The sequence below is a fragment of the Flavobacterium sp. SM2513 genome (assembly GCF_050908145.1).
Lineage (GTDB): Bacteria > Bacteroidota > Bacteroidia > Flavobacteriales > Flavobacteriaceae > Flavobacterium.
In genome coordinates this window covers 1,301,365-1,317,890 of record NZ_CP194228.1, presented here as the reverse complement: position 1 = coordinate 1,317,890, position 16,526 = coordinate 1,301,365, and the positions used below count along the sequence as shown (strand labels likewise).

Here is a 16,526-nt window from a genome sequence, read left to right as displayed (position 1 = left end):
AGAAAGGATCTCTGCGTCAGAACCAAATTCCGAATAAAACCAAAAACATCCAACCCTTAGCGTCTTAGCGTCTTCGCGAGAAACCAACTCCAACTAACCCCAAAATTTGTCCTCCTTACGAAGAAAGGATCTCTGCGTCAGAACCAAATTCCGAATAAAACCAAAAACCTCCAACCCTTTGCGTCATAGCGTCTTCGCGAGAATTCAACTCCAACTGCTCCCAAATTTGTAATCCTGACGAAGGAAGAACCCCCTGCGTCAGAACCAAATCCCCAATAAAACCAAAAATCTCCACCCCTTTGCGTCTTCGCGAGAAACCAATTCCAACTACTCCCAAATTTGTAATCCTAACGAAGGAAGGCCCCCTGCATCAGAACCAAATCCCCAATAAAACCAAAAACCTCCAACCCTTTGCGTCTTCGCGTCTTCGCGAGAATTCAACTCCAACTGCTCCCAAATTTGTAATCCTGACGAAGGAAGAACCCCCTGCGTCAGAACCAAATCCCCAATAAAACCAAAAACCTCCAACCCTTTGCGTCTTAGCGTCTTCGCGAGAATTCAACTCCAACTGCTCCCAAATTTGTAATCCTGACGAAGGAAGAACCCCCTGCGTCAGAACCAAATCCCCAATAAAACCAAAAACCTCCAACCCTTTGCGTCTTCGCGTCTTCGCGAGAATCCAACTCCAACTGCTGCCAAATTTGTCATCCTGACGAAGGAAGAACCCCCTGCGTCAGAACCAAATCACCAATAAAACCAAAAACCTCCACCCCTTTGCGTCTTAGCGTCTTCGCGAGAATTCAACTCCAACTGCTCCCAAATTTGTCATCCTGACGAAGGAAGAACCCCCTGCGTCAGAACCAAATCCCCAATAAAACCAAAAACCTCCAACCCTTTGCGTCTTAGCGTCTTCGCGAGAATTCAACTCCAACTGCTCCCAAATTTGTAATCCTGACGAAGGAAGAACCCCCTGCGTCAGAACCAAATCCCCAATAAAACCAAAAACCTCCAACCCTTTGCGTCTTAGCGTCTTCGCGAGAATCCAACTCCAACTGCTCCCAAATTTGTCATCCTAACGAAGGAAGAACCCCTGCGTAAGAACCCAATCCCCAATAAAACCAAAAACCTCCACCCCTTTGCGTCTTAGCGTCTTCGCGAGAATTCAACTCCAACTGCTCCCAAATTTGTCATCCTGATGAAGGAAGACCCCCCCTGCGTCAGAACCAAATCCCCAATAAAACCAAAAACCTCCACCCCTTTGCGTCTTAGCGTCTTCGCGAGAATCCAACTCCAACTGCTGCCAAATTTGTCATCCTGACGAAGGAAGAACCCCCTGCGTCAGAACCAAATCACCAATAAAACCAAAAACCTCCACCCCTTTGCGTCTTAGCGTCTTCGCGAGAATTCAACTCCAACTGCTCCCAAATTTGTCATCCAAAGGAAGGAAGGCCCCCTGCGTCAGAACCCAATCCCCAATAAAACCCACAACCTATAACCTTATAACCTATAACCTTATAACCTCAAAAATTTAATCTTCCCGACTCCCATCATCCGCCATTCGCACCATCTTAGGCGTAAACTTCGCCACAACATCTACCAAATCTTCCTGAGCAGCCATTACTTGATGGATATCTTTATACGCCATCGGTGCCTCGTCTAAACCTGCTCCAATCAACGTAACGCCGTGGTGGTTTAGAATACTTTGCATCTCGTTTTTAGTAATCGACTTAATGGCTTTCGTCCGACTCATTTGTCGACCTGCTCCATGAGAAGCCGAGTTGATGGCGTTTTCTTCGCCTTTTCCGCGAACCAAAAATCCAGGAGCCGTCATACTGCCAGGAATGATTCCCATAACGCCTTTTCCGGCAGGAGTCGCCCCTTTTCGGTGTACGATGACCTCTTCGCCGTTCCAGGTTTCTTTCCAAGCAAAGTTGTGGTGGTTTTCGACTTTCGCCAAAACGGTCGCACCCAAAGCCTTTTGCATTTTGGCATGGATAATCTCGTGACAAGCCGAAGCATAATCACCAGCCAAGTTCATTGCAATCCAATATTCCTGACCCAAAGAAGAGTTCATGTCCAAATAAGCCAAGTTTCGGGCGATTTCGGGTAGTTTGCACACTTCCTTTGCCAACTTGGTATAATGTCCCGCCACAGTAGCGCCAAAACCTCGGGAACCCGAATGCGTCAACAACGCCACGTAATTCCCTTTTGGGATGTTCAATACCGTATCTTCTTTTTCAAATTCGATGATGCCAAATTCCACAAAGTGATTTCCACCACCTGAGGAACCCAATTGTGACCATGCTTTGTCTTTTAACGATTTCGTCAAGGCATTGGTTTGAAAATCGGCACTTTCTAATACGGCATGCTCCGATTTATATTGACCTTGGAAACCATGTCCGGCTCCAAATTTAGTGTGTGTTACCAATTCCCGCTTGAATTTGTCGTGATGTTCGTTGTAAAACGCTTCGGGAATATCATAAATGGATAAAGCCATTCGACACCCAATGTCAACACCCACTCCGTAAGGAATTATGGCATTTCGAGTAGCCAAAACACCGCCAATAGGCAATCCATAACCCTGATGCGCATCCGGCATCAAAGCTCCTGCCACGGTAACGGGAAGTTGCATGGCAACACGCATTTGGTCACGGGCTCCTTCTTCAATTTGTTCCAATCCGTACGCCGAGAAAGCGTGTGGAGTTGGGTTTAAAGTGATGAAATCCTCAGGTCTTTCATTCGCTTTTTCAATTAATGCTAAAGCGAGTTTGCTAAAGATGTTGTTTTCTATATAGTTTTCGGGATGGGCTAAAACGGCTGCATAAGAAGCCATCATTTGTACTCTGTTCAAGCCGTGTCTTCCGCGATTGATTTTTAAGGCAATGCCAATTACGGCACCTTGCGGAAATCCAAGTTCCATTAATTCGAAGCCGTTGATTTGTGTTTGCATAATTTCTATCTTTTTGATGGTACAAAGATGCTTGAGGTGCTACGCAATTATTTTGCGCAGTAACTATTTTTTTCTACATTTGAAATAAACAAGGGATTATGAATCTTCAAAAAGTATTTGCTGAGCTGCTGCAACGAATTGGTTTTCCAACAGAAACCATCAGCAACCATTGGGGAAATTTAGAAAAAGCGTACTCAAGCAACTCCCGACACTACCACAATATAACGCATTTGGAAGAAATGCTACTTTGTTTTGAAACCTATAAACAGCATTTGCAATTTCCTGATGAAGTATTGTATGCTCTTTTTTACCATGATTATATTTACAGCAGCACCCAGAAAGACAATGAACTCAAAAGCGCTGAATTTGCCGTACAATTGCTGCCAGAGAATATAACAGTGGACAAGCAAATCATTTTCGATATGATTTTAGCGACCAAAGAACACATTTGTAATGGAGTGGAAGACGAAAAATGGCTGATTGATTTTGATTTAAAAGTGCTGGCAAAAGAACCTGAGGAATATGCGATGTATGCCCAACAAATCCGGCAAGAATTCAGCATTTATCCCGATATTTTATACCATCCCGGACGTAAGAAAGCCTTAACACATTTCTTGGAAAAAGAATTCATTTACCAAACCGAAACATTTCGAACTCTTTTTGAATCAAAAGCGAGAGCTAATATTCAACAAGAAATAAACAACCTCTAAACTCTTAACCCAATAACCTCATAACCAAAAAAAATGTCTCAAAACAAAAACGCACTAATTCGCTACAAAACAATTGACAAATGTCTGCAAAACCGATATCGGCAGTGGACGTTAGACGATTTAATGCAGGCATGTTCAGAAGCTTTGTTTGATTTTGAGGGAAAAGAAAACTCGGTAAGCAAGAGAACTACACAACTCGATATTCAGCTGATGCGGAGTGAAAAATTAGGTTACAATGCTCCAATCGTGGTTTATGATAAAAAGTTTTACAAATACGACGAGGATGATTATTCGATTACCGATATTCCACTGACGGAAACGGACATTAATGTATTGACGGAAACCGTTTCGATGCTCAAACAGTTCAAGGATTTTTCTTTGTTTAGTGATGTTTCGGATATTCTGCAACGGCTGGAAGACAAGATTTATGCAGAGAAAACAAATACGCAGCCCGTCATTCATTTGGACAAAAACGAAAGTTTGAAAGGCTTGCATTTTCTGGATCCTTTGTACCAAGCCATTATTAAAAAAATGGTTTTGAACATTACTTACAAATCGTTTACCTCCCGTGATGAAAGTACGTTCCAATTTCATGCTTATATCTTGAAGGAATTTAACAACCGCTGGTTTTTAGTGGGACGAAGAAGGAAAACGGCTCCGATAACTAACCTCGCTTTGGACCGGATTATCGCAGTTGATTTTGATTTCCAAGCCGAGTATTTAGACCATGATTTTGATGCCGAAAAATTCTATACAAATGTGGTAGGTGTTACCGTAAATTCGGGTCTTCAACCACGAAAAGTGGAATTAAAAATCGACCGAGCTAATGCACCTTACGTGTTGACCAAACCGTTGCATACGTCGCAAAGACATATCAAAACTAATGAAGACGGCAGTGTTATTATTCATTTATTCTTGATAGAAAATTATGAATTACACCGACTTTTATTGGGTTTTGGTAAGGGGTTGGAATTGGTTAGTCCCGAACGATTGCGGAATGAAATGAAAGCAAACTTGAAGAAATGCCTGGAGCAATATGAATAAAGTGTAGAATCAGCAAGTCAGAGACCACCAAATCTACACGCTATCCTCTATCCTCTATTTTCTATTCTCTATATTCTATTTTCTATTTTCTATTTTCCCCTTAAATTCTAAACAAGTTCTCCCCTAGCTGGATATTTCTTGTCCAAGATAAAATCAATAGCTTCAAGGAACGAAGGCAAGTAAGGACGTCCCCATGGATTACTAGTAATCGAAGAATAATAAACCTCCGATTGGTTGTCTATTAAAAACAATCCGGGTTCGCTAAATTCATCTGGCTCTGCATCCTTGATGCCTTTACTCATGTAAAGACCCCAACTTTTCGCAGTTTCGGCATCCAAGTTGAAGCCTAAAGCTAGGTTTTTTAATTCCCAGTCTTTTCTAGATAATCGAGCCCGCTTTTCCGTGTCCATACTAACAGCTACTACGTTAACGCCTCTTTTATCAAAATCAGGCAAAAGCTCTTCCAATTGCTGCAAGTATTTTTTACAAACAGGACAATGCAGCCCTCTATAAAAAACGATTAAAGTAAAATGCTCCGGACGTTCCTTTTTTAGATTCCATTCGTTTCCATCAATCAATGGAAATTGCAATTCAGGTGCTTTGTGTTTAGGTGTAGGTCTCATACTGCTATTTTTTTAAAAATTATGTAATTAAAGAAAATGCTACTGTTTTAAAAAGACGAGTATTTTTAATACCATTGTATTTAAAACCTGTAACAAAACGGATTACCAAAAAAATCAATCACAATGCCGTATTTTGATAAAAACCGTTCATTCAAAAGTACAATTTTGAACGCCTTTCCCATTATATGATTTCAATTTAAAGTTACAGCAATACAAGAGATGCGAATCCACAATGACACCAAAAACCTCCAGCCCTTTGCGTCTTAGCGTCCTCGCGAGAATTATTCACTAATCCAAATCTGAACCCCTTCCTCCATCACCAGAACCCACGTAATAAGATTGCTTCGTACCTCGCAAAGACGAAATAAATGATTATGTTACTCCATTTTTGCGACCTTAGCGCTACTTATAAAAACGAGTAAGTCTTTGTGCCTTCGCGGTAAATTTTACCAAGTGAAGTAACTCCTACGTTAGAACCCAATCCCCCAGTAATACCTACAGTCTCCAACCCTTTGCGTCTTAGCGCCTTCGCGAGAACCCTACACCAACCAAACCCAAGACTTTCATCACCCAAAATCAAAGTAATGGGATTGCTTCGTACCTCGCAAAGACGAAATAGTGAATGATTTAGATTCAGAAATTCCCAACAGCAACACAACGCACTCATAAATCACAAATAATAAGGACTCCAACGTCAGTTCCCAATCCCCAATAATACTTACAGTATCCAACCCTTTGCGTCTTAGCGCCTTCGCGAGAACCCTACACCAACCAAACCAAAGACTTTCATCACCCAAAATCAAAGTAATGGGATTGATTCGTACCTCGCAAAGACGAAATAGTGAATGATTTAGATTCAGAAATTCCCAACAGCAACACAACGCACTCATAAATCACAAATAATAAGGACTCCAACGTCAGTTCCCAATCCCCAATAATACTTACAGTATCCAACCCTTTGCGTCTTAGCGCCTTCGCGAGAACCCTACACCAACCAAACCAAAGACTTTCATCACCCAAAATCAAAGTAATGGGATTGATTCGTACCTCGCAAAGACGAAATAGTGAATGATTTAGATTCAGAAATTCCCAACAGCAACACAACGCACTCATAAATCACAAATAATAAGGACTCCAACGTCAGTTCCCAATCCCCAATAATACTTACAGTATCCAACCCTTTGCGTCTTAGCGCCTTCGCGAGAACCCTACACCAACCAAACCAAAGACTTTCATCACCCAAAATCAAAGTAATGGGATTGCTTCGTACCTCGCAAAGACGAAATAGTGAATGATTTAGATTCAGAAATTCCCAACAGCAACACAACGCACTCATAAATCACAAATAATAAGGACTCCAACGTCAGTTCCCAATCCCCAATAATACTTACAGTATCCAACCCTTTGCGTCTTAGCGCCTTCGCGAGAACCCTACACCAACCAAACCAAAGACTTTCATCACCCAAAATCAAAGTAATGGGATTGATTCGTACCTCGCAAAGACGAAATAGTGAATGATTTAGATTCAGAAATTCCCAACAGCAACACAACGCACTCATAAATCACAAATAATAAGGACTCCAACGTCAGTTCCCAATCCCCAATAATACTTACAGTATCCAACCCTTTGCGTCTTAGCGCCTTCGCGAGAACCCTACACCAACCAAACCAAAGACTTTCATCACCCAAAATCAAAGTAATGGGATTGATTCGTACCTCGCAAAGACGAAATAGTGAATGATTTAGATTCAGAAATTCCCAACAGCAACACAACGCACTCATAAATCACAAATAATAAGGACTCCAACGTCAGTTCCCAATCCCCCAATAATACTTACAGTCTCCAATCCTTTGCGTCTTAGCGCCTTCGCGAGAAAACAACTCCGACTACTCCCAAATTTGTCATCCTGATGACGGAAGGACCCGACCCGTGCGTCAGAACCCAATCCCTCAATAATACTTACAGTCTCCAATCCTTTGCGTCTTAGCGTCTTCGCGAGAAAACAACTCCGACTACTCCCAAATTTGTCATCCTGATGACGGAAGGACCCGACCCGTGCGTCAGAACCCAATCCCTCAATAATACTTACAGTCTCCAATCCTTTGCGTCTTAGCGTCTTCGCGAGAAAACAACTCCGACTACTCCCAAATTTGTCATCCTGACGACGGAAGGACCCGACCCCTGCGTCAGAACCCAATCGCCAATAAAACCCACAACCACCAACACTTTGCGTCTTAGCGTCTTCGCGAGAATTCTTCACTAATCAATGCCACGAAGTGCATCAACCTTAAGCCTAAAACCCGCTACCCGCAAACTTGTCACCCGGACGAAGAAAAGGTCACATCACGTTTCCATCACGTTGTTCCCTTTTTCATATCCCAAAAACCACTACGATTAAATTAGGACTTACGTCTGATTAACGTATGGTATACCTATGGTCTAATCCATACCTAAAAACAACCAGGCTAAAATCAATTACAAACAAAAAAGCCCACACATAAAACAGAAAAATTACCTAAATTTACCTCAAAACAGTTCCTATGAACAAACCCCTCAACATCGGTCACCGAGGTGCCAAAGCCTACGAACCCGAAAACACACTCGTTTCCTTCCAAAAAGCTTTAGAGCTCAATGCGGATGGCGTAGAGTTGGACGTGCATGCCTGCAAATCCGGCGAACTCATCGTCTTCCATGATTTCACCGTAGACCGAACCACCAACGGAACAGGAGCCGTATCCGATTTGACTTTAACAGAACTGAAAAAGTTACGCATCAACGGTACCATTGAAATTCCAACACTCGATGAGGTGCTAGCATTTTTCAACAAAAGCCATTTCATCAACATCGAATTGAAAGGAACCCATACCGCTCAACTCGTTTGCGATTGCATCGAAAGAAACAGACAACAAAACAATTTCGATTACAGCAACTTCATCGTCTCCAGTTTTCAACGCGAAGAATTAGCAACGGTTGCCCAATACAACTCCAAAATTCCCATAGGAGTACTAACACAAGCGAGTGTAGAACAAGCCTTAGATTGGGCAGATGAATTTGAAGCAATAGCAATTCACCCGCATTTTAGTTTATTAACCACAGAAAATGTAGCTTTGACCCGCCAAAAAGGCTACCAAATTTACACATGGACCGTCAACGAATTGGAAGACATTCAACGTGTAAAACAACTAGGCGTCAACGGCATTATAACCGATTTTCCAGATAGAATATGAGTCAACATTTTGATGTAATTTGCGTAGGCGGTGGAGCAGCAGGTTTCTTTACAGCCCTAAATATTGCCGAAAAACACCCCCAACTAAAGATTGCCATTTTAGAACGCGGTAAAGAAGTACTGACAAAAGTCCGCATTTCCGGTGGAGGAAGATGCAACGTCACCCACGCTTGTTTTGAACCTAATGAACTGGTCAAGTATTATCCGCGAGGCGAAAAGGAACTGAAAGGCCCTTTTAATCAATTCTGTTCGGGTGATACCATCGAATGGTTTGAAAAACACGGCGTTGAACTAAAAATAGAAGAGGACGGACGAATGTTTCCAGTGTCCAATTCCTCCCAAACCATCATCGATTGTTTTATGGACGCTTCCGCAAAAGCAGGAATCAAAATCCTAACCAGTCAAAGCGTGCAATCCCTCTACAAATCAGAAGCGTTCTGGAAAATTGACACCCAACACGATAAGTTTACCGCTACGAAATTAGTTTTATCTACGGGAAGCAACCCTAAGATGTGGGACATGATAAAAGGCTTGGGACACTCAATTATCGAACCCGTACCGTCCTTATTTACCTTCAACATCACCGATAAACGCATCAAAGATTTGCCCGGTGTTTCGGCATTGGCAACGGTAAAAGTCAAAAACACCAAACTAGAAGCCACCGGACCCTTACTCGTTACCCATTGGGGAATGAGCGGTCCTGGAATTTTAAAATTGTCCGCTTGGGGTGCCCGAATTTTGGCAGAGAAAAACTATCAGTTTGCTATTTCGGTGAATTGGTTGAACGACTTGGATTTGGCGGAAGCCGAAACCCTATTGAAATCCCTCAAACAAGAAAACAGTAAGAAAATCATCGCTAAGAAATCCCCGTTCGAATTCCCCAACCGCTTGTGGGAAAAACTGGTTCTTGCAGCTGAAATTGGCGAAGACCTCAAATGGGCTGATCTTACTAAAAGACAAATTTGCAATCTAGCCCAGCAATTGACCCACGGAACGTATCAAGTAAGTGGCAAAAGCACTTACAAAGACGAATTTGTTACGGCAGGAGGAATTGATTTGAAAGAAGTAAACTTCAAAACCATGCAAAGCAAGCTGCATCCCGACCTGTATTTTGCCGGAGAAATAGTGAACATTGACGCCATTACCGGAGGTTTTAACTTTCAAAATGCATGGACTAGTGGCTTTATTGTGGCGAATGCGATATAAATGCTGATAAAATTTTTACCGCAAAGGTCGCTAAGCTTGATTTAGTAATGTGTTTGTGTAAATACTTCATAAGTTCGCAAAGGCATAGATAAATTCATTTATTCTGTTGCAAAAATGATTTATGCACCTGCTAAAATAGTTTTTGCACTTGCAATAATAATTTAAGCGAGTGCTAAAATGATTTACGCGACTGCTAAAATAGTTTTTGCAGGTGCAATACTAATATACGCACCTGCAAAAATGATTGATGCGACTGCTAGAATAGTTTTTGCAGGTGCAATACTAATTTAAGCGAATGCTAAAATGATTTTTAAAACGGACTCAGCACTATATTCTACTGCAAAATTGATTTTGTGTTAAAATAATGTTTAAATTTATCTGTGTTTTTAGGTTAATGCTAATCCCGATTGCAATTCTGCTATCGGGATTTTTTTTGTTGAATAATCACTGGGATTGCGAATTTTGTTTTTTTTTAATCTAATTGGTGGTGGTTTTGTATAACGAATTGAAAATCATTGTATATTTGGGAACCGAATAAGTACAAATAACCTGTAATACCTCATTTATGAAGAAAACTTTACTTTTAATACTCACCACTTTTTACTGTTTGTTGGGGTATGCACAATTTCCTCAAGATTTTGAAAATACAGCAATAACGGTCCCAAATGGATTTCCTGCAGGTTGGTTAGTTACCGATAACGGTGTGGGAACAGCTGCCAACTGGTCTATTACTAATAGTCCTTCGGTGGTTATCAACGGAACTAAATCTGCTTTGATGAACCGTCACGAAATAGGTGCTGGAAACACTTCCGAAGATTGGTTGATTTCGCCAGTAACTTTAATTCCATCTAATGGTCAACTGAAATTTAATACAAAGCAAACACTTCCAGGAGATGATGGCACGCTGTATCAAATCAGGATTTATTCGGGAAACTCACAAAATGCTTTATCTTCCTATTCGATTTTGCAACAATGGACAGAAAGTCAGCTGAATGTAGTATATAATGTGGCAGAGGAAAAAGTAGTTAATTTCCCGACTGCCCTCTTTGGGACTAGCCAATACATCGCATTTGTGCGTATTTACACGCAACCAACTGCTGTTCAAGGAGGCGACAGATGGCTTATTGACGACATCAATGTGACAGCACAATGTTTGAATCCCTTTAGTATAAGTACGGCTAGTATTACGTCCACAAGTGCTAATTTATTTTGGTCAAATGGTGCTGGGTCGAATAACAACGAGGTGGAACTTATACTTGCTAATGAAACTGCCGCTGGAATAGCAACACATACTACAGAAACGAATTCGCTTTTAGTGACTGGATTAACACCCGGAGCTTGCTATAAATTTTATGTACGCACCAATTGTGGAAATGGAAATTTCAGCACGTGGACAGGACCCTATAATTTTTGTACATATCAAACAGGTTCTGAATGTGCAAACCCAATAGTGGTTTCTAATTTACCTTATCAAACCACTGATTTTACAGGAAATTATGCTAATAATTTGCCAGGACCACAAGTGTCAAGTTGTATTTCTGGAACTACAAACTACCAGTCGGGAAAAGATGTTTTTTACAGCTATACCGCAACTGAAAGTACGATGCTGAGTTTTACATTAGATCCTACTCAAACGAAATCGTCGCTATTTATTTATCCAAGTTGTTCAGGAACAACAGGACCTTGTTTGGCTGCTATGGGTAACACCAATGCAAACCCCAGAATTATAGATTACTATGTTACCGCTGGAACCACTTATATTGTTGTGATTTCTTCTAATTTAACATCAATCGCTTATGATTTAACCATTAAGGAAGAGCCTTGTGCACCTAAACCAACAAATTTAACTGTTTCAAATGCAACTGCAACAGGAGCTGATTTAGCTTGGAATGTACCTACTGAAACAGTGTTAGGTTATGAAATTGCTGTACAGTCTCAAGGAAGTTCCATGCCAACAGGTCCGGGACAATATACTTCAGCAACGCCTACTTTAGCTGTAAATGATTTAAACGGAGGCACGGGTTACCAATATTGGGTTCGGTCAGAATGCACCTCAGGAGTTTTTAGTTCTTGGGTAGGCCCCGTAACTTTTAGTACACTACTTTGTAATCCAGCCAATCAATGTACCTATACATTCAGAATGACCGACACCGCTAATAACGGTTGGAACGGTGCACGAATGCAAATTCGTCAAAACGGAGCGGTACTTCAAACCATTGGTGAAACCTATAATGCTGGAGCCGGACCTGTCGATATTGCAGTAAGTCTTTGTAACAATGAGCCTTTCGATGTTTATTGGAGTATAGCGGGATCGCAACCACTACAATGCGACTTATCGGTTATAAATTCATTTGGACAAACCATTGCAACAATTAACGGGAATGCTGTATTACCATATACTTCAATATACAATGGTGTTATGGATTGTAATGTTGCCGCATGCAACCTAGCACCAAACAATGTTACTGCAAGTGCAATTACTTTTAGTGGTGCAACAATCAATTGGGATGCAACAGCAACAGAGAATCAAGGTTTTGATGTTTACATTGTTGCCTCAGGTGCTCCACAACCTACTGCTTCAACAATGCCTACTTATTCGGGTATGACCGGAAGTTCAGCACCATTTTCCTATAGTATACCTGACGGTACTTTATTATCAGATACTTTTTATGATGTGTATGTAAGGGTACAATGCGAACCAAACGATTCGCCATGGTCTGGGGTGCAAACCTTTAAAACAGAAATATCTTGTCCTCAACCGATAGACCAAACAGTAACAGGAATTGGAATGAATTCGGCAGTATTAGGATGGTCAGAAGCTGCATCGGCAACTCAATGGGAAGTTTTGGTATTGGCTGCAACAAATGGTGTAGAACCGGCAGCTCCTCTAGCAAATCCAATTGCTGGAATAAATGATATCTTTATTCAAAATCTTACTGGAGCTACAACTACAACGCCTACGTTACAACCTGCCACTATTTATTATTATTATGTTCGTTCAGTTTGTCAACCAGAAATCGATAAAAGCGCTTGGACGGGACCATTTATATTTAATACAACAGTTTGTAACACGGCAGATACCTGTACTTATAAATTTTTACTAACTAATGCATCCAATAACAATTGGAATTCGGGTAGGATGCAAGTGCGTCAAAACGGAATCGTTGTAGCTACCTTAGGTACGGGAGGAATCAATAACGCTAATGGAATTGCGGTTGCTATTTGTAATAATGTTCCTTTTGATTTATATTGGAATCAAGCAGGAGATTTACCGCAAGAAATTGGAGTTTCAATTATAGATGCAAACAATGATATCATTTTTACTAAATTAGCGGGACAAGGAACTCCACTTACAATATTATATTCGGATACAGATTTAGGAAATTGTGCTCCTCCAACATGCCCTAAGCCATCCAATTTATTGGCAACAGCCTCACAAACTACCGCTCAATTAAGTTGGACAGAAACAGGAAGTGCCACACAATGGGAAGTGTATGTTGCTGAAGCGGGAATGCCTCAACCAGTTAATGGAACGCCTTTAAATACAGGAGTTGTAGGGTTTTATTTAGCAACTTCAAATACAAATTTCACCGTAAATGGTTTAACTTCAAGTACTAATTACACTTATTATGTTCGAGCAATTTGTTCGTCAACAGATATCGGTAATTGGACCATTTTGAATCCAATTTCATTTATTACTAAACCATCTAATGATGAGTGTGCTACATCAATTAACGTACCTGTAAACCCAACGCCAGATATGACTCAAACAGTAGCGGGAACTACTTTAGGAGGAACGGCTTCAAGCGAGATTTCAACGTGTCCTGGAAATGAAAACGATGATGTGTGGTTTAATTTTATGGCTACAAATACTATTCATATAGTAAACCTGCTCAATACAGCTGGAACGACAACAAGTTTAAGATTTGCAGTATATTCAGGTGCTGATTGCGCAACGACGACCGAAATATATTGCAGTCCCACAAATTTAGGAGGCAATTTAATAGGAGGCTTGACTGTTGGCCAAACCTATAAAATCCGAATTTATACCAATGGAAATAATCCAACTCAATTTGCAACATTTGAAGTAGGTATCACAACGCCTCTTCCTATTACAAATGACGAATGTGTTACTGCTATTCCTTTACCTGTAAATGAAGGATTAGATTGCATTCAAGTTACATCAGGTTCAATCACTGGAGCAACAGCTTCTCCAGAACTTATTACTTGTTCAAGCAGTATAGATGATGATGTTTGGTTTAGTTTTGTGGCAACTTCACAAAGTCATGTTGTTACAATTTCAGATATTGTTGGAACAGCAACGGATTTAAATAGTGCATTATATTCGGGGAATGATTGTGGAAATTTAACATTCATCTCATGCAATAATAATGACCAAACAGTTATAAACAACTTAGTAATTGGAACCACTTATACAATTCGTGTTTGGTCTGCTACAGCTATATTAGTGGATATTCAATTTAATATTTGTATCGCAAGCATAACGCCACCAATTATTGCCAATACAACGCAATACACCGTACCTCAATTGGTAAACGATGTATTGATAAATTCTCCATGTAGCACAATTGCTAATATAACTTGGGCAACAGGAACTACTGAAGCAACAAATGGTATTGGGTATTTTAACAAAGGGAATTCTGTTTTTCCATTTCAACAAGGCATAATTTTATCAACGGGTAGTGCGGCAGCGGTTGTAGGACCAAATACAAGTATTCTTTCTGGTGGAGGAGCTGGTGGTGATGCTGATTTATCAGCCATTTTAGCAAATCAAGTACCTCCGGTAACAGGAGCTTTAAACAATGCTACTAAATTGGAATTTGATTTTGTAGCAGTTACGGATCAAATTAATTTTAATTTCTTATTTGCTTCTGACGAATACGGTGTGTTTCAATGCCAATACAGCGATGCCTTTGCTTTTATATTAACTGACTTAACAGCCGGAACGCTGCCAACAAATTTAGCAGTACTTCCAGGCACGAATGTTCCGGTATCTATATTAAATATTAGAGATACACTCTATAATACAAATTGTCCGTCAAATAATTTAGCTTACTTTGGTAGCTATTATTCAAATCCAGCAGGAGTTTTAGGAGCTCCGGTAAACTTTAATGGGATTACCGTCCCTATGACGGCTGGAGCGACCGTAATTCCTGGAAATTCGTACCACATTAAGATGGTTATTGCCGATTATTTAGACGCGGCTTATGACTCTGCTGTTTTCTTAGAAGGTGGAAGTTTCAATCCAGGAGAAGACAATTGTACCGATAAAATTAAGTTAATCGCATTTCACGATACGAACAGCAATGGCATTAAAGAAGAAACAGAAACCAGTTTTACCTACGGTTTGTTTAAATACCAATTAAATGATACTGCGGAAATTCATAACTTATCTTCGCCAATTGGAGCGTATACTATTTTTGACCAAAACCCACTAAATAGTTATGATTTTACCTTTGATATTCATCCAGAATATGCTACTTATTTTTCAGCGGGTACTACCGCTTATACTAACATTACGATTCCGGCAGGAAGCGGAACACAGACTTTGTATTTCCCAATTGCACAAATTCAAGGCTATAACGATGCAACAATTTCCATCAGTCCAATAGGACAACCGGTAGCTGGATTTGATTATAACAACAAAATTGTGTACCAAAATTTAGGAACAGCACCTACATCTGGAACCATTAATTATACAAAAGATCCGGCAGTTACGGTTTCGAGTTTAGAAAGTGGTGTGACCATTAACCCTACTGGATTTAGTTATGACTTTGTGAATTTAGCACCTTTTGAAAGCCGTTCTTTCAATATAAAAATGAGCGTTCCCTCAATTCCCGTAGTCAACATTGATGATGTTCTGTCTAGTAGCGTCGCGATTTCTGCTCCAGCAAATGACATTAATACCAACAACAATTCATTTTCTATTTTGCAAACAGTGGTTGCTTCGTACGATCCAAACGATAAAATGGAAGCACATGGAACTAAATTAAATTTTGAAACCTTCACCCAAAACGATTACTTATTTTACACAATTCGTTTTCAAAACACAGGAACCACAAATGCCATCAATATTAGAATTGAAGATGTATTAGATGCTCAGTTGGATTCAGAAAGCGTTCGGATGGTTAGTGCGAGTCACAACTATTTATTGGAACGAGTAGGAAATCAATTGGTTTGGAAATTCAACAGTATCAACTTGCCAAGTGTTATTCAAAACGAAGAATTAAGCAACGGTTATTTAACGTTCAAAGTAAAAGTACAACCCGGCTTCGCAGTTGGAGATGTAATTCCAAACTTTGCTGAAATTTATTTTGACACCAATCCTGCAATTATTACCAATACATTTCAATCCACCTTTATGGAGAGTTTAAGTATAAAAGGATTTACAAGCACGAATATCTTGCTGTATCCAAATCCTACAAATGCTATGTTGCATATAAACCTTCAAAACACGAATGAAAGCCTAAAAAACATTATAGTTTATGACATGATAGGAAAAACGATTAAAACCATTTCTGGAAATAATGCCCAACAAGCAAGTATCAATGTGGGTAATTTAGCTAAAGGAGTTTATATGATAGAAATCACTACGGATTCGAATTTAAAACAAGTTCGTAAGTTTATAGTAAATTAGAGGTTTATAAATCTAATTGGTTGTTAATAGTCCCGATTGCAAATGCAGTCGGGACTTTTTAATCTCGAAACTATTGTTAATAAAACTGTAATTTTAAAAGTAATTTAT

The 16,526-nt window shown here is 40.1% G+C and carries 7 protein-coding genes; 5 read left to right on the top strand and 2 right to left on the bottom strand.

Translation table 11 applies throughout. The features are described from left to right. Positions 1-1,528 precede the first annotated feature (1,528 nt). Positions 1,529-2,950: an RtcB family protein gene (locus tag ACQ5J2_RS05230; protein WP_432672678.1), complete on the bottom strand. Its 1,422-nt coding sequence runs from the start codon at positions 2,948-2,950 to the stop codon at positions 1,529-1,531. 98 nt (positions 2,951-3,048) lie between these two features. On the opposite strand from ACQ5J2_RS05230, the gene ACQ5J2_RS05225 reads away from it, so the two are divergent. Together ACQ5J2_RS05225 and ACQ5J2_RS05220 are read left to right on the top strand one after the other, a co-directional pair. Next, positions 3,049-3,660: an HD domain-containing protein gene (locus ACQ5J2_RS05225; protein ID WP_432672677.1), complete on the top strand. Its 612-nt coding sequence runs from the start codon at positions 3,049-3,051 to the stop codon at positions 3,658-3,660. A gap of 33 nt (positions 3,661-3,693) precedes the next feature. Then, positions 3,694-4,704, top strand: a complete 1,011-nt coding sequence (locus ACQ5J2_RS05220) for a helix-turn-helix transcriptional regulator (RefSeq protein WP_432672676.1) — start codon at positions 3,694-3,696, stop codon at positions 4,702-4,704. A 107-nt stretch (positions 4,705-4,811) separates the two neighbouring features. Here ACQ5J2_RS05220 and ACQ5J2_RS05215 read toward each other — a convergent pair whose 3' ends face one another. Then, complete coding sequence (locus tag ACQ5J2_RS05215) at positions 4,812-5,327, bottom strand: peroxiredoxin-like family protein (protein ID WP_432672675.1); 516 nt, start codon at positions 5,325-5,327, stop codon at positions 4,812-4,814. Between the two features lie 2,541 nt (positions 5,328-7,868). Here ACQ5J2_RS05215 and ACQ5J2_RS05210 point away from each other — a divergent pair. The 3 genes from ACQ5J2_RS05210 to ACQ5J2_RS05200 all read left to right on the top strand — a co-directional run bounded on the left by ACQ5J2_RS05210 (position 7,869) and on the right by ACQ5J2_RS05200 (position 16,418). Beyond that, positions 7,869-8,555, top strand: a complete 687-nt coding sequence (locus tag ACQ5J2_RS05210) for a glycerophosphodiester phosphodiesterase (RefSeq protein WP_432672674.1) — start codon at positions 7,869-7,871, stop codon at positions 8,553-8,555. After that, positions 8,552-9,760, top strand: coding sequence for an NAD(P)/FAD-dependent oxidoreductase (locus tag ACQ5J2_RS05205; protein WP_432672673.1), 1,209 nt, complete (start codon positions 8,552-8,554; stop codon positions 9,758-9,760). Before ACQ5J2_RS05210 ends, ACQ5J2_RS05205 begins: the two co-directional genes overlap by 4 nt. Positions 9,761-10,325: 565 nt before the next feature. Continuing rightward, entirely contained in the window at positions 10,326-16,418 is a 6,093-nt protein-coding gene (locus ACQ5J2_RS05200; RefSeq protein ID WP_432672672.1) for a DUF7619 domain-containing protein, read from the top strand. The last annotated feature ends 108 nt before the right edge of the window (positions 16,419-16,526 follow it).

What these genes read in the sequence shown, in the direction of transcription:
- ACQ5J2_RS05210 (WP_432672674.1), top strand. Translation starts at nt 7,869, where the DNA reads ATGAACAAACCCCTCAACATCGGTCACCGAGGTGCCAAAGCCTACGAA.
- ACQ5J2_RS05225 (WP_432672677.1), top strand. Translation starts at nt 3,049, where the DNA reads ATGAATCTTCAAAAAGTATTTGCTGAGCTGCTGCAACGAATTGGTTTT.
- ACQ5J2_RS05215 (WP_432672675.1), bottom strand. Translation starts at nt 5,327, where the DNA reads ATGAGACCTACACCTAAACACAAAGCACCTGAATTGCAATTTCCATTG.
- ACQ5J2_RS05220 (WP_432672676.1), top strand. Translation starts at nt 3,694, where the DNA reads ATGTCTCAAAACAAAAACGCACTAATTCGCTACAAAACAATTGACAAA.
- ACQ5J2_RS05200 (WP_432672672.1), top strand. Translation starts at nt 10,326, where the DNA reads ATGAAGAAAACTTTACTTTTAATACTCACCACTTTTTACTGTTTGTTG.
- ACQ5J2_RS05230 (WP_432672678.1), bottom strand. Translation starts at nt 2,950, where the DNA reads ATGCAAACACAAATCAACGGCTTCGAATTAATGGAACTTGGATTTCCG.
- ACQ5J2_RS05205 (WP_432672673.1), top strand. Translation starts at nt 8,552, where the DNA reads ATGAGTCAACATTTTGATGTAATTTGCGTAGGCGGTGGAGCAGCAGGT.